The following is a 14913-nucleotide window of genomic DNA, read 5'->3' as shown; positions in this document are numbered from 1 at the left end:
CAGTTAATCGACAGGCTAACAGTCAATATTGCTGAGCGTGTTGTTGGATATTTCTTAACTAGTTATCCAGCTCGCTCATCTCTTTCACCTGGTCACGGTTGATCTGCTCGGTTTTACCCGTTTCGGCATTTTTGTAAGACACCAGGCCGGTATCTTTATCTACCTGCGGTTTGCCATCGGTCACAATCGTTTTGCCATCGCTCGTTTTAACGGCCTGATTCGACGAGCAGCCTGCTACGGTCAGAAGTGTTACGGCAGCGAAAAGGGAAGCGAGTAAAGTATGTTTCTGCATGGTGTTCTCCCAGCGTGTTAGTCATTTTCAGTTGTGTGCTGGTTAACTGTAGACTATCTCGCTGAGTCCGAAGCAAAAACGGCCTCTTTTCAGAGGCCGTTGGCGTTTTTTTCGGAATATTCTTTCAGGCTGACGAATATCAGCCTTTAATCTGCGCGTGCATTTCCTGCACCGAAGTCACCTTTTCGGTGGCGTCTGCGTTCAGCGCCATCGCCGTAGCGAAGCCGCCGTTCAGCGTGGTGTCGTAATGCACTTTGTACTGCAGCGCGCTGCGGCGAATCAGCTTGGAATCTTCAATCGCCTGACGGCCCGCGGTGGTGTTGATGATGTAGGTGTATTCGCCATTCTTGATACGGTCCTGAATGTGCGGACGCCCTTCATGCACCTTGTTCACCAGGCGTGGGTTGATGCCCGCTTCGCCCAGAACAATCGCGGTACCGTGGGTAGCATCCAGCTCGAAGCCCTGTTTCAGCAGCTTAGCGGCCAGGTCTACTACGCGCTCTTTATCGCCTTCACGCACGGAGAGAAGCGCGCGGCCCGGCTTACGCATCGTGGACTGGCTGCCCAGCATCGCTTTAGAGAAAGCTTCAGCGAAGGTACGGCCCACGCCCATCACTTCCCCGGTAGAGCGCATTTCTGGCCCTAACAGCGGGTCAACGCCAGGGAATTTGTTGAACGGCAGCACCACTTCTTTCACCGAGTAGTACGGGGGAATGATTTCTTTGGTCACGCCCTGCTCAACCAGAGTTTTACCTGCCATGACGCGAGCGGCAACTTTCGCCAGCGGCACGCCCGTTGCTTTAGAAACAAACGGCACGGTACGCGCGGCACGTGGGTTCACTTCAATCAGGTAAACCTCGTTGTCCTTCACCGCAAACTGCACGTTCATCAGGCCACGCACCTGCAGCTCGAAAGCCAGCTTCTGCACCTGCTGGCGCATGACGTCCTGGATTTCCTGGCTCAAAGTGTAAGCCGGCAGAGAACACGCAGAGTCACCGGAGTGAACGCCCGCCTGCTCGATGTGTTCCATGATGCCGCCAATCAGTACGGTTTCACCGTCGCAAATGGCGTCCACGTCCACTTCAACCGCGTCATCAAGGAAGCGGTCAAGCAGCACCGGCGCGTCGTTGGAAACGCTCACCGCAGTCTGGAAGTAACGGCGAAGGTCTGCTTCGTCGTAGACAATTTCCATCGCGCGGCCGCCCAGCACGTAGGAAGGACGAACCACCAGCGGGTAACCAATCTGCACGGCTTTTTCTACCGCCTGCTCGATAGCCGTTACGGTGGCGTTAGCAGGCTGCTTCAGCTTCAGGCGTTCAACGGCATGCTGGAAGCGCTCACGATCTTCCGCACGGTCGATAGCATCCGGGCTGGTGCCGATAACCGGCACACCTGCCGCTTCCAGCGCACGAGCCAGCTTCAGCGGAGTCTGACCGCCGTACTGTACGATAACGCCTTTTGGCTTCTCAACGCGGACGATTTCCAGCACGTCTTCCAGAGTCACCGGCTCAAAGTAGAGGCGGTCGGAAGTGTCGTAGTCGGTGGAGACGGTTTCCGGGTTGCAGTTAACCATGATGGTTTCGTAACCATCTTCGCGCAGCGCCAGAGAGGCGTGTACGCAGCAATAGTCGAACTCAATGCCCTGGCCGATACGGTTTGGACCGCCGCCCAGCACCATGATTTTATCGCGGTCGTTGTTCGGGTTAGCTTCACACTCGTCTTCATACGTGGAGTACATGTAAGCGGTGTCGGTCGCGAATTCTGCCGCGCAGGTATCCACGCGCTTGTAGACAGGGTGCAGGTTATATTGCTCACGCAGTTTGCGAACTTCGGATTCGCGAACGCCAGCCAGTTTTGCCAGACGCGCATCCGCAAAACCTTTGCGTTTCAGCATACGCAGGAAGTCGTGGTTCAGGCCGGTGATACCAATTTCAGTCACCTGCTCTTCCAGGCGCACCAGCTCTTCAATCTGTACCAGGAACCAGCGGTCGATGTTGGTCAGGTTGAACACACCGTCGACGGACAGGCCAGCACGGAATGCGTCAGCCACATACCAGATACGCTCTGCACCTGCGTCTTTCAGCTCGCGGCGGATTTTGGTCAGCGCTTCCGGGTCATCCAGGCTGACTTTCGGGTCAAAGCCGGTGGCGCCCACTTCCAGGCCGCGCAACGCTTTCTGCAGAGATTCCTGCTGGGTGCGGCCGATAGCCATGACTTCACCCACGGATTTCATCTGGGTGGTCAGGCGGTCGTTTGCGCCGGCAAATTTCTCGAAGTTAAAGCGAGGGATTTTGGTCACGACATAGTCGATAGACGGCTCGAAGGAAGCCGGAGTGCGGCCGCCGGTGATGTCGTTCATCAGCTCGTCGAGGGTGTAACCCACCGCCAGCTTCGCGGCAACTTTAGCAATCGGGAAGCCCGTGGCTTTAGAGGCCAGTGCGGAGGAACGGGACACGCGCGGGTTCATCTCGATGATGATCAGGCGGCCAGTCTTCGGGTTAACGGAGAACTGAACGTTTGAGCCGCCGGTTTCCACGCCAATCTCACGCAGCACCGCCATCGAGGCGTTACGCATGATTTGGTATTCTTTATCGGTCAGCGTTTGCGCTGGCGCCACGGTGATGGAGTCACCGGTATGAATGCCCATCGGGTCGAAGTTTTCAATAGAGCAGACGATAATGCAGTTGTCGTTTTTATCACGCACCACTTCCATCTCGTACTCTTTCCAACCAATCAGCGACTCATCAATCAGCAACTCTTTGGTTGGTGAAAGGTCGAGACCGCGTTCACAAATCTCTTCAAACTCTTCGCGGTTATAGGCGATACCGCCGCCGGTGCCACCCATAGTAAAGGATGGGCGAATGATGCACGGATAACCCACGTCTGCCGCAACCGCCAGCGCTTCTTCCATATTGTGCGCAATACCGGAACGTGCGGTGTCGAGGCCGATTTTTTTCATTGCAATGTCGAAGCGACGGCGGTCTTCAGCCTTGTCGATAGCATCGGCGGTGGCACCGATCATGGTGACGCCGAACTCTTCCAGCACGCCCTGGCGCTCAAGCTCCAGCGCACAGTTCAGCGCGGTCTGCCCGCCCATGGTTGGCAGCACCGCGTCCGGGCGCTCTTTTTCGATGATTTTGCGTACCACTTCCCAGTGAATCGGCTCGATGTAGGTCGCATCCGCCATTTCCGGGTCGGTCATGATGGTGGCCGGGTTTGAGTTCACCAGAATAACGCGGTAACCCTCTTCACGCAGCGCTTTACAAGCCTGAGCACCAGAGTAGTCGAACTCACAGGCCTGGCCGATAACAATCGGGCCGGCACCGAGGATCAGGATGCTTTTTATATCTGTACGTTTTGGCATTTTATTTCGCTCCTGATTTTATTTAGCGGTGTTACGGTATTGCTCGATAAGTTCGATAAAGTGGTCGAACAGCGGCGCGGCGTCGTGCGGCCCCGGGCTGGCTTCAGGGTGACCCTGGAAGCTGAACGCGGCTTTATCGGTACGATGGATGCCCTGCAGCGTGCCATCGAACAGAGATTTATGCGTTACACGCAGATTGGCAGGCAGCGTGGCCTCATCAACCGCGAAACCGTGGTTCTGGGCGGTGATCATCACGCAGTCTTTATCCAGGTCTTTCACCGGGTGGTTACCGCCGTGGTGACCAAACTTCATTTTCACGGTGTTTGCACCGCTGGCCAGAGCCAACAGCTGGTGGCCGAGGCAAATCCCAAAGACAGGAATATCTGTCTCAAGGAAGGATTTGATTGCGCTGATGGCGTAATCACACGGAGCTGGGTCACCGGGGCCGTTAGAAAGGAAGATGCCATCCGGGTTCATCTTCAGCACTTCTTCAGCCGGCGTTTGTGCCGGGACAACGGTCAGGCGGCAGCCTCTGTCGACTAACATGCGCAGAATATTTCGTTTTGCGCCGTAGTCATAAGCCACTACGTGGAAGGGTAAATCTTCAGCTTTTGCCGCTTCAGGCAGGTCGTTTTCAAGCGTCCAGCTCCCCTGCTGCCAGGTGTAAGCTTCTTTCGTAGTCACTTCTTTGGCGAGATCCATGCCGTTCAGGCCAGGGAACGCTTTCGCTTTTTCCAGCGCCAGGGCCGCGTCTACGTTATCGCCCGCGATAATGCAGCCGTTCTGAGCGCCTTTTTCACGCAGCAGGCGGGTCAGCTTACGGGTATCGATATCGGCAATGGCCACGATGTTATGGCGCTTAAGGTAAGAAGAAAGGTCCTCGGTGCTCCGGAAGTTGCTCGCAATCAGCGGCAGGTCACGAATGACGAGACCTTGTGCATGGACCTGGGAGGATTCTTCGTCGGCTTCATTGGTGCCGACATTGCCGATATGAGGATAAGTAAGGGTGACGATCTGGCGGGAGTAGGAAGGATCAGTGAGGATTTCTTGATAACCGGTCAATGAGGTATTGAAAACGACTTCACCCACTGCCGTACCCGATGCCCCAATGGCCCGACCGTGGAATTGGGTTCCGTCTTCCAGAACCAACAGCGCTGACTTAATCAAAACGTCCTCCAGGGAATAAACATTCAATTTATTCGCATATTAATTCAAAACCAACGCTTGAATCAAATGCAAAAAGCGTCTGCCCTACGGATTTTTGGCAAACGGCGGCATTCTAGAGACAAGCCGGGTGAAAGTCTACCTTAAGACGAAGTTTTTATGTCTATTTCGCCGCTCAGAGTAAAAAGATCTGATTTGAGGGTCAAAATAACCAGCTAACTTGGGGAAAGTAATCGGTTGCCGGCCATGAATACTGGAAAAGTAGTGAGTCGGCAGCGAAAAAGTGGACCAAATGGTCAAAATTAACATTACAACAACACAAAAGTGAGCAATAACTGTAAATTAAATAAATAATAATGAATTATTAAAACCAAAGCCTTTAAAAAAACAAAAGGGTGAATTAATCACCCTAAAATCAATCAATTAAAAACAAACAACCACATTTATAAGGATAGGTTTAACTACAGATTGTTAAGATCAAGCACATCTCGCATATCAAAAATGCCGTTCTTTTTACCTTTAAGCCATGAAGCTGAGCGAACGGCTCCATTAGCAAACGTCATACGGCTGGAAGCCTTGTGGGTAATCTCGACGCGCTCGCCAATATCTGCAAACATCGCGGTATGCTCCCCGACAATGTCGCCCGCGCGCACGGTCGCAAAACCGATGGTGCCAGGCACTCGCTCGCCGGTATGACCTTCCCGAGAGTAAACCGCGCAGTCTTTGAGATCTTTGTCCATCGCCTGAGCAATCGCTTCACCCATAGCCAGCGCGGTGCCTGATGGAGCATCCACCTTGTAGCGGTGATGCGCTTCGATGATTTCGATATCGGTGTAATCGCCCATGACCCTGGCCGCTTTCTCCAGCAGCTTCAGCATGACGTTCACCCCCACGCTAAAGTTCGCCGCGAAGACAATCGGGATCTCACACGCCGCATCGTTAATGGCCTGCTTGCCAGCATCATCAAAACCGGTTGTGCCGATAACCATGCCCTTGCCATGCTTGAGGCAAAATGCGAGGTGAGCCAGCGTCCCTTCCGGGCGGGTAAAATCAATAAAGACGTCGAAATCATTAGCTACCGCATCCAGGCTATCGCTTACCAGCACGCCAGTTTTAGCCGCGCCGGCCAGTTCACCTGCATCGCTACCGACCAGGGAAGAGCCTGGACGTTCAAGCGCCGCCCCAAGCTGAACGCCATCCAGCTGCAAAGCGGCCTGAATTAGCTGGCGCCCCATACGGCCGCCCGCGCCCGCGATGGCTACGCGAATCTGTGCATCATGCATATCATTACTCTTTGGTTAAATAATTCGTAAAAACGTTATCAGGTTAACCAGCCCGCTGCCGGGCCGCCAGCCGAAAACACCCATAATTAGAATTTACTGTCATGGCGCGTCAGTTATCAATAACGGACAGAAAAACCTTTATTTTACTGTGGCTAAATACGGTCTGGACAAAACCTTTGCGCAGCCCCCTCTTCTCCTGCTCAGGCGTCATATAATTTGCGCTAAAAATGCTGCATCAGGGGCTTATGCAAGCGTGTAATTAACGATCAGCTGCCCTTTTTTAGTTTTGATGCCGGTAATCTTGAGCCCGTTAATCTCGGCCAGCGTCTGAACGTGAGTACCGCCGCAGAGATAAGCGGGCAGGTCGCCGAACCACACTTTGCGCCTTCCTGCCGCCAGTTCAATGGTACGGTTCAATTTACTCTCCAGCCACGGTTGTATTATTTCAAGCAGCGCAGCCGCCGTGGGTTCAGGGGCATTTCCTTTCGCGGCAAAAGTAATACGTCCCTCATCAGGCCAGTGGTGCGCCTTAACAGGCTGCCAGCCCGAGACTTCACCAGCATAGCCGACTAAATGTCCTGCAGAGTGCCAGCGTGAATGCAGTTGTCTAACTGACGCATCAACTCGTATATCTACCTCGCTTGCCTCCAGTGGCTGACGAAGAATATGCACTACGCTCTTACCGCGCTGTACGACACCCTCAACAGGTATGCCCGCAATCCAGCCTTTATCCGCCGGCTGCCCACCGCCTTGCGGATGAAACAGTGTTTTATCAAGTTCTATTGCATAGCGATCTTCGGCTTGTGCCTCGCAGTTAATAACCGTCGCACGGCCTTCGGTTGCATCACTTGAGTAATAAAGTCGTTCAGTCATCGTGTTCTCCTCTTTGTCAGAAGAGTATATTGCGTTTATCAGTACGGATAATCTCACCACCAAACAATGCATCTTTGCCTGGTAAGCACAAATGAACCTGACCTTACTTCCCGACCTCGCCACTTTCGTTGTTATTGTTGAGCAGGGCAGCTTTTCCGCTGCTGCCAGAATAACGGGAGCCACGCCCTCTGCTATCAGCCGCAGCGTCTCACGCCTTGAGCGGGAGATGGGTTGTAAATTGTTGCATCGTACAACCCGCAAGCTGGCGCTAAGTGATACAGGTAAAACGGTGCACCAACATGCCCTGGAGATGCTGGATGCTGCTCATAAGGCGATGGATAAAGGGCGAAGCCTGCAATCTGTCGTGCAGGGGAAAGTTGCACTCAGCGTGCCAAAGGCCGTTGGCCATTTTGTTATTCATCCTTTGATCCCCGAGTTTCTTGCTCGCTACCCGCAGGTGAATGTATGCCTGCGCCTGGAAGATCGCTATATGGATCTCATTGATGACGGAATGGATCTGGCACTGCGTATTACTAATGTGCCCTCACCGGGGCTGTACGGTAAACCGCTGATGCCGATCACCCATATTATTTGTGCCACTCCAGAATACCTGTCCCGGCACGGAACACCTGCAACGCCCACTGACTTACGCCAGCATAGTTGTATTAGCCTGGGGGAAACGCCAACTGATTCACGCTGGAAGTTTCGTCGGTCGGATAAGACCGAGACAGTACAAACCCACGGACGCTATACCGCAAACCATACGGGCGTCAGGCTGGACGCGGTTAAGCAGAATCTGGGTATTGGCAGCCTGCCGCTATTTACCGCTCGTGATGCGCTGGCGCGCGGCGAAATAGTGCGGGTGCTGCCAGAATGGGAGTTCATTAGCGCCTATACGGGTGAATTATGGCTCTTGTGGACGCGAAACGAGCACATGCCAGGCCCCATGAGGGCAATGATCGACTATTTAAGCGAGAAGATCGCCACTCAAGGCGCCAGCGCCAGCACCTCAGAGACCCACGCCTGAAAACCGGGAACGTCGATATCCAGCGCAACCTGAGCATTTGCCGGGCGATCCAGGCGATGCTCCAGATCCACAACCGTGGTTCCGCTGGTATAAGTTCCGTGTGTTTCTACCGCAACAAAACAAGGGTAAGTTTGAAACAGTTCGGGCTTCACCAGCCACGCAATGGCGGTCAAATCATGCATTCTCAGCCCGGTTTCCATGCTGCCGCTGCGGTAATGGCTGAATAGCGCGTGCAGCATTTTCCCGGTGCGGTTTAATGCTGGCAGCTAAGCCAAAAATTCAGGCGCAAGCATTGCACGATTTGTCACATCCAGCCCGCACATGATTATCTCCAGACCGCTCTCAAAAACACGGGCAGCGGCTTCAGGATCGATAGCGATGTTGAATTCTGCCGTCGGCGTGAAGTTGCCCCGCCCCGCAGAACCGCCCATCATGACCACGCGTTTAATACGCGCCTTGCACTCCGGGTACTGAGTCAGCAGCAAAGCGACGTTAGTCAGTGGACCAATGGTAACCAGAGTCACCGGCTCATCGCTATTTATCAGGCAATCGTACATAGCCTGAAAGGCGGGCGCCGGCAGCGCACGACGAGACGTTTCTGTAAAGACATAACCTTCCATTCCTGATTCGCCGTGCACGTAGGCAGCATCCCGCAATGGACGCAGCAGCGGTACCGAAGCACCTCTGGCAACGGGAGTATCTTTTTGCCAAAACTCCAGCAGCTGTAGCGCATTCCTCGTGGTTTTATCCACCGATACATTTCCGGCAACGGTGGCGATCAGTTTCAAATCCAGCTGGGGTGCAAACAGGGCTGCGGTGAGGGCAACCGCATCGTCGATACCGGGATCGGTATCAAGAATAATCGGGATTCTGGTCATGCTGTTCTCCATAAAAAAATGCCAGCGGGCATACACCAGCTGGCATCTTCTCATAAACGTAAATCGACGACGCTAGTCTACTTCACGGATGTCGACTCGCAGCTCACGCGGCACTTCAAACACGATGTTCTCTTCGCGCCCGGTCAGCTCCTGGGCTTCACTGCCGCCAAGCTCACGCAGGCGGGTGATGACGTTTTGCACCAGCACATCCGGCGCAGAAGCCCCGGCGGTAACGCCGACGCAATTGGCTTCTTTGACCCAAGCTTCCTGGATATCTGCGGCGTCATCAATCAGGTAGGCCGCCTTCCCCATTCGCTGTGCCAGTTCGGCAAGGCGGTTGGAGTTAGAGGAGTTTTTAGACCCTACGACCAGCACCACATCAGCTTCACTGGCCAGCGCACGCACCGCTTCCTGGCGGTTAGTGGTGGCATAGCAAATGTCGTCTTTACGCGGGCCGATGATTTTCGGGAAGCGCTTGCGCAGGGCGTCAATCACGTCCGAAGTATCGTCCACGGAAAGCGTGGTCTGGGTCATAAACGACAGATTGCTTTCGTCTTTAACCTCAAGCGTCCAGACATCATCCGGCGACTCAACCAGGTACATTCCGCCTTTTGGGTTGCTGTACTGGCCCATAGTGCCTTCGACTTCAGGGTGGCCGGCATGGCCAATCAGAATCGACTCTTCGCCGCGACGGCTGGCACGCGCCACTTCCATATGCACTTTAGTCACCAGCGGACAGGTGGCATCGAAGACCGTCAGCTCGCGGCTTTTGGCTTCGTTACGCACCGCCTGAGAAACGCCGTGTGCCGAGAAAATCAGGATCGCGCCGTCCGGCACTTCGCTGATCTGCTCAATGAAAATCGCCCCGCGCTCGCGCAGGCTGTCCACCACGTAGCGGTTATGCACAACTTCGTGGCGAACGTAGATTGGCGCGCCGTAAATCTGCAGCGCGTTTTCGACAATGCTGATAGCGCGGTCGACCCCAGCACAAAAGCCTCTGGGATTAGCCAACAGGATCTGCATTCAACGCCTCCAGTACCGGATTAACTTCCAGTACTTCAATATCAAAATGGATAGTCTGCCCGGCCAGCGGATGGTTAAAGTCGACGGTTATCGAGTCACCGTTAACTTCACGTACCACGCCCGGCATTTCGCTGCCATCCATTGCGGTAAACAGCATGATAGCGCCCGGCTCAGGCTCGCCCGCCTCGACAAACTCACGACGCGAAAAGTACTGAATCATATCCGGGCTTGGAATGCCAAAGGCCGACTCTGGCGCCAGCGAGAACGCTTTTTTATCACCAGCCTTCAGGCCAACCAGCTGGTCTTCCATGCCCGGGGACAATGTCTCATCCCCAAGGCGGAACAGCGCAGGCTTACCGTTTGCGCGGGTTGACTCGGCGGTGGAGCCATCCTCAAGCTTTAGCGTGAAATGCACCAGCACCGCGCTGTTGGTTTGTACGGACTCAGCCATGGATTACCCTTTTTGCTTTGCGGGCTTGTCGGAGGAGACAAAGAAGCCCTCCAGCACAATCAGCGCCGCGCCAATACAGATTGCGGTATCGGCCAGATTGAAGGTGGCAAAGTGCCAGTCGCCAACGTAGAAGTCGATCATGTCGACGACAAAGCCGTGCCACAAGCGATCGAACAGATTACCGAGCGCACCGCCAATGATTAACGCATAGGCGATGTTATTCAGCTTCTGGCTCGCCTTAGCGCGATACATCATCCACACCAGCGCCACGCAAATACCGATCGCGATACCCGCGAAGAACCAGCGCTGCCAGCCGCCTTTGTCGGCCAGGAAGCTGAATGCCGCGCCATAGTTACGGGCGTAGTGCAAATTCAGGGACGGGAACAGTGACACCGTATCCCCCAGCATGAAGTGCTGGAGGATCAGATATTTACTGCCCAGATCCACAATCAGAACTACCACCACCAGCCACAGCCAGCGCAACCCGGTAGAGAAAATTGGTTTCATCAAGCAAACTTACGTTGTTCGCCGTCGCCGGCTACGTTGCTGACACAGCGGCCGCAGATTTCTGCGTGTTCCGCTACCTGACCGATATCGGTGGTGTAATGCCAGCAGCGCGGGCACTTCTCACCGTCGGCTTTAGTTACCAATGCCTGTACAGCTGTACCACCTCCAACGTATTGAAGATTTTCGTCACTCGTAACACCACCAGCCTCTGGAGCAATCTCGAACTGAGAAGTAATAAAAATAAATCTAACTTCATCACCAAGTTTACGTAATTTACGGATAGTGCCAAAAGAATCATCATCGTATTTCAATAGCACTTTCGCTTCGAGATTCGACTTAATACCATTTGCCTTCTGGGCCTCAAGCTCTTTGTTAACTTGATCTTTAATGCGACGCACATCTCCCCAGAAAATATTATTAAACTCTTCACCTTCCGCCAGGCCAAACAGACCTTCGTACCACTCGCCGGTGAACACATACTTCTCGCGAGAACCCGGCAGGTAGCCCCAGATTTCGTCGGCGGTGAAGGACATGATCGGCGCCATCCAGCGCACCAGCGCCTCAGAGATGTGATACAGCGCGGTCTGGCAGCTGCGACGAGCTACGCTGTCGGCCTTCGCGGTATACTGACGATCCTTGATGATGTCGAGGTAGAACGAGCCCATTTCGACGGAGCAGAAGCGCATCAGGCGCTGCACCACTTCGTGGAAATCGTAGTTTTCGTAAGAAGCGAGAATATCCGCCTGAGCTTCTTTCGCGCAGCCAACGGCCCAGCGATCCAGCACCACCATATCTTCCGGTTTCACCATGTCGGTTTCTGGATTGAAGCCGTTCAGGTTTGCCAGCAGGAAGCGAGCGGTGTTACGGATACGACGATAAGCGTCAGCGGAGCGTTTCAGAATCTCGTCAGACACTGCCATTTCGCCGGTATAGTCGGTAGACGCCACCCACAGACGCAGAATGTCCGCGCCGAGCTTATTCATCACGTCCTGCGGGCTAACGGTGTTGCCGATAGACTTGGACATTTTGCGGCCCTGGCCATCAACGGTAAAGCCGTGGGTCAGCACCTGGCGGTACGGCGCTTTGCCTTTCATCGCCGTGGAGATCATCAGGGAGGACATGAACCAGCCGCGATGCTGATCGGAGCCTTCCAGGTACATATCCGCAGAATGGCCGTGGAACTCAGGGCGCGCATCGACCACGGAGTAGTTGGTTGAACCGGAGTCGAACCAAACGTCCAGGGTATCAGGCACTTTCACGTAGTTGTCAGCGTCGTCGCCCATGATGTCGCGCGGGTCGAGATCCCACCACGCCTGAATACCGTCCTGCTCAACGCGCTTAGCCACTTCTTCCATCAGCTCAAGCGAGCGTGGGTGCAGTTCTTCGGTGTCTTTATGCACGAACAGAGACATCGGCACGCCCCAAGTACGCTGACGTGAGATACACCAGTCAGGGCGATTCGCCACCATGGATTCGATACGCGCCTGGCCCCAGTCAGGGATCCACTGCACGCCTTTGATCTCTTTCAGGGACTGCGCGCGCAGGCCTTTCTGATCCATGCTGATAAACCACTGCGGCGTTGCACGGAAGATGATCGGCGTTTTGTGGCGCCAGCAGTGCGGATAGCTGTGCAGCAGTTTTTCAACGTGCAGCAGAGCGCCTTTATCACGCAGGATGTTCACGATCAGGTCATTAGCTTTGAATACCTGAACGCCGTCGAGGCCCTCATAGGTACCCGGCAGATAGCTGCCGTCCGGGCCAACCGGGTTAGCGATTTCCAGGCCGTATTTCTGGCTGATGGTGTAGTCGTCCGGGCCGTGGCCACCGGCGGTGTGAACCGCGCCGGTACCCGCGTCCAGAGTAACGTGATCGCCAAGAATGGCAGGCACGTCAAAGCCCATGAACGGATGTTTAAAGCGCAGCAGTTCGAGCTCAGCACCTTTCACGGTACCGAGGATCTGGTAATCGGTCACGCCAGCGCGCTTCAGCACGCTTTCCATCAGGTCCTTCGCCACGATCAGCGCCTGGCCTTCAATCTGCACCAGCACGTAGTCAAACTCAGCGCCCAGGGAGATAGCGCGGTTAGCCGGCAGGGTCCACGGCGTCGTGGTCCAGATAAGCAGGGAGACCGGACCAGTGACGGCTGAGGCACCAAACTTAGCTTTCACCGCATCGGCATCCACGGCGTTGAACGTTACGTCGATAGACGGGGACGTTTTGTCGTAATACTCAACTTCCGCTTCCGCCAGCGCGGAACGGCAGTCAACGCACCAGTGAACCGGCTTAGCCCCTTTGTGCAGGTGGCCGTTACCGATGATTTTACCCAGCGCACGAATGATGTTGGCTTCAGTGTTGAAGTCCATAGTCAGGTACGGACGAGACCAGTCGCCCAGCACGCCCAGACGGATGAAGTCTTCGCGCTGGCCATTAACCTGCTCGGCGGCATATTTGCGGCACGCAGCACGGAACTCAGCGGCGGACACTTTCTCACCCGGCTTACCGATCAGTTGCTCAACTTTCAGCTCGATTGGCAGGCCGTGGCAGTCCCAGCCCGGCACGTACGGAGAGTCGAAGCCAGAGAGCCCTTTAGACTTGATAATAATGTCTTTGAGAATCTTGTTAACTGAGTGACCAATGTGAATGCTACCGTTCGCATAAGGAGGGCCATCATGCAAAATAAAGGTTTTTTTGCCTTTTTTCGCATTACGGATGATGCCGTACAGATCGTCATCATTCCAACGCGCCAGCATACCCGGTTCGCGCTTGGCTAAGTCGCCGCGCATCGGGAACCCTGTTTCAGGCAAATTTAGGGTAGATTTAAAGTCACTCATTAGATTCTCGGTTCCGTATTTCGGTTAGCCTTTCAGGCATTTGACTCAAAAAATTCTCGGGCTGACACCACATCTCTGGCGATTTGCGCCTTCAGCTCATCGAGTGAAGCAAATCGCTGCTCATTACGTATCTTTTTACGCAGCACTACTTCTATATGGCGACCATAAAGGTCCATTACAACGTCCAATAAATGGACTTCAAGCTGCTGGCGTATTCCCGCCACCGTAGGGCGGGTGCCAATATTTGCCACGCCGGCAATCGGCTTTTCACCCAGGCCTGAGACTTCAACCGCGTAAACCCCTTTTACCGGGGAAACATGGCGGCGCAGCGGTAGGTTTGCCGTCGGGAAGCCAATGGTGCGGCCCAGTTCATCCCCATGCACGACGCGGCCGGAGATCATGAACGGATGCCCCAACAGGTTTTCGGCCTGCTGCAGGTCATCAGCAGCCAGCGCCTGACGCACCGCGGTACTGCTGATACGTACCCCGTCGTCACAAAACGTTTGAGTGCTGGTAATATCAAAACCGTATTCGCGGCCAGCCTTCTGTAATAACAAGAAATCCCCCTGACGACCAGCGCCAAAGCGGAAATCATCACCTACCGCGAGGAATTTCACCCCGAGGCGGTCAACCAGAAGATCGCTGACAAAGTTTTGTGCACTCAACGCGGCGAATCTGCGGTCAAAACGCACGCACAGAACGTAGTCCACGCCACACTCGGCCAAATAGTGCAGCTTTTCTCGCAGGCGAGTCAGCCGGGCCGGGGCTTTATCTGGTGCAAACAATTCGAGCGGCTGAGGCTCAAAAATCATGACCATTACCGGAAGGTTGCGCGCACGCCCCTCTTCGCACAGACCCTTTAATAGCGCCTGGTGGCCACGATGTACGCCGTCGAAATTACCGATGGTGAGTACACACCCGTGGTGCTCCCGGCGCAGATTATGTATACCGCGTATCAGCTTCATGGCTGGCTCAAAACAGTGGAAATTGGCGGATTATACCAACTACCGCGATTAAGGTTAACCGACGATTACCGCCTTTAACGTAAAGCTTGAATGAATTCATTGAACTGGGAAGGACTTTGCGCCCGCTTCGTATTTGTCTTGACGAATTTTGATGCGAAAGACTGTATTCCCAAGCCTGATGCTGGTAGAATCCGCGCCATCACACGTAAGAGGTGTCGGAAATTTAACGACGCTTATTTGCACAAATCCATTGAC

At 54.3% G+C, this 14913-nt stretch carries 11 protein-coding genes and 1 pseudogene; 1 reads left to right on the top strand and 11 read right to left on the bottom strand.

All coding sequences use genetic code 11. The features are described 5' to 3' along the window. Positions 1-58 precede the first annotated feature (58 nt). The 5 genes from CNE01S_RS03690 to CNE01S_RS03670 form a co-directional block, all read right to left on the bottom strand. Positions 59-292, bottom strand: a complete 234-nt coding sequence (locus CNE01S_RS03690) for a YgdI/YgdR family lipoprotein (RefSeq protein WP_038475661.1) — start codon at positions 290-292, stop codon at positions 59-61. 139 nt (positions 293-431) lie between these two features. After that, a complete protein-coding gene (gene carB / locus CNE01S_RS03685) occupies positions 432-3656 on the bottom strand; it encodes a carbamoyl-phosphate synthase large subunit (RefSeq protein ID WP_061273554.1) in 3225 nt (1074 codons plus the stop codon). Positions 3657-3674: 18 nt separating this feature from the next. Further along, on the bottom strand, positions 3675-4823 hold the full coding sequence (carA, locus tag CNE01S_RS03680; protein WP_061273552.1) for a glutamine-hydrolyzing carbamoyl-phosphate synthase small subunit: 1149 nt from the start codon (positions 4821-4823) through the stop codon (positions 3675-3677). Between the two features lie 458 nt (positions 4824-5281). Continuing rightward, a complete protein-coding gene (gene dapB, locus CNE01S_RS03675; RefSeq protein ID WP_061273550.1) occupies positions 5282-6103 on the bottom strand; it encodes a 4-hydroxy-tetrahydrodipicolinate reductase in 822 nt (273 codons plus the stop codon). A 243-nt stretch (positions 6104-6346) separates the two neighbouring features. Then, a complete protein-coding gene (locus CNE01S_RS03670) occupies positions 6347-6976 on the bottom strand; it encodes an alanyl-tRNA editing protein (protein ID WP_061273548.1) in 630 nt (209 codons plus the stop codon). A 91-nt stretch (positions 6977-7067) separates the two neighbouring features. Between CNE01S_RS03670 and CNE01S_RS03665 the strand changes: the two genes are divergently transcribed. After that, on the top strand, positions 7068-8003 hold the full coding sequence (locus CNE01S_RS03665) for a LysR family transcriptional regulator (RefSeq protein WP_061273546.1): 936 nt from the start codon (positions 7068-7070) through the stop codon (positions 8001-8003). On the opposite strand, the pseudogene rihC reads toward CNE01S_RS03665, so the two are convergent. The 6 genes and pseudogenes from rihC to ribF all read right to left on the bottom strand — a co-directional run bounded on the left by rihC (position 7964) and on the right by ribF (position 14658). Continuing rightward, positions 7964-8881: pseudogene (gene rihC, locus CNE01S_RS03660) on the bottom strand (ribonucleoside hydrolase RihC). The gene CNE01S_RS03665 and the pseudogene rihC sit on opposite strands and share 40 nt — an antisense overlap. A gap of 72 nt (positions 8882-8953) precedes the next feature. Beyond that, positions 8954-9904 (bottom strand): 4-hydroxy-3-methylbut-2-enyl diphosphate reductase, encoded by a 951-nt coding sequence (ispH, locus tag CNE01S_RS03655; RefSeq protein ID WP_061273543.1) that lies wholly within the window; start codon positions 9902-9904, stop codon positions 8954-8956. Next, the gene (fkpB, locus tag CNE01S_RS03650) at positions 9885-10355 is read right to left on the bottom strand and encodes an FKBP-type peptidyl-prolyl cis-trans isomerase (protein WP_038475687.1); all 471 of its coding nucleotides are present in this window, start codon (positions 10353-10355) and stop codon (positions 9885-9887) included. The genes ispH and fkpB overlap by 20 nt, the downstream gene beginning before the upstream one ends. Before the next feature lie 3 nt (positions 10356-10358). Beyond that, positions 10359-10865: a signal peptidase II gene (gene lspA, locus CNE01S_RS03645; RefSeq protein WP_039290186.1), complete on the bottom strand. Its 507-nt coding sequence runs from the start codon at positions 10863-10865 to the stop codon at positions 10359-10361. After that, on the bottom strand, positions 10862-13693 hold the full coding sequence (gene ileS, locus CNE01S_RS03640; RefSeq protein WP_061273541.1) for an isoleucine--tRNA ligase: 2832 nt from the start codon (positions 13691-13693) through the stop codon (positions 10862-10864). Before ileS ends, lspA begins: the two co-directional genes overlap by 4 nt. Before the next feature lie 32 nt (positions 13694-13725). Further along, positions 13726-14658, bottom strand: coding sequence for a bifunctional riboflavin kinase/FAD synthetase (gene ribF, locus CNE01S_RS03635; RefSeq protein WP_061273539.1), 933 nt, complete (start codon positions 14656-14658; stop codon positions 13726-13728). Between the last annotated feature and the right edge of the window lie 255 nt (positions 14659-14913).

The organism is Cedecea neteri NBRC 105707 = ATCC 33855, from assembly GCF_001571265.1.
Taxonomy (GTDB): domain Bacteria; phylum Pseudomonadota; class Gammaproteobacteria; order Enterobacterales; family Enterobacteriaceae; genus Cedecea; species Cedecea neteri.
This window is presented reverse-complemented; position numbering and strand designations above follow the sequence as displayed.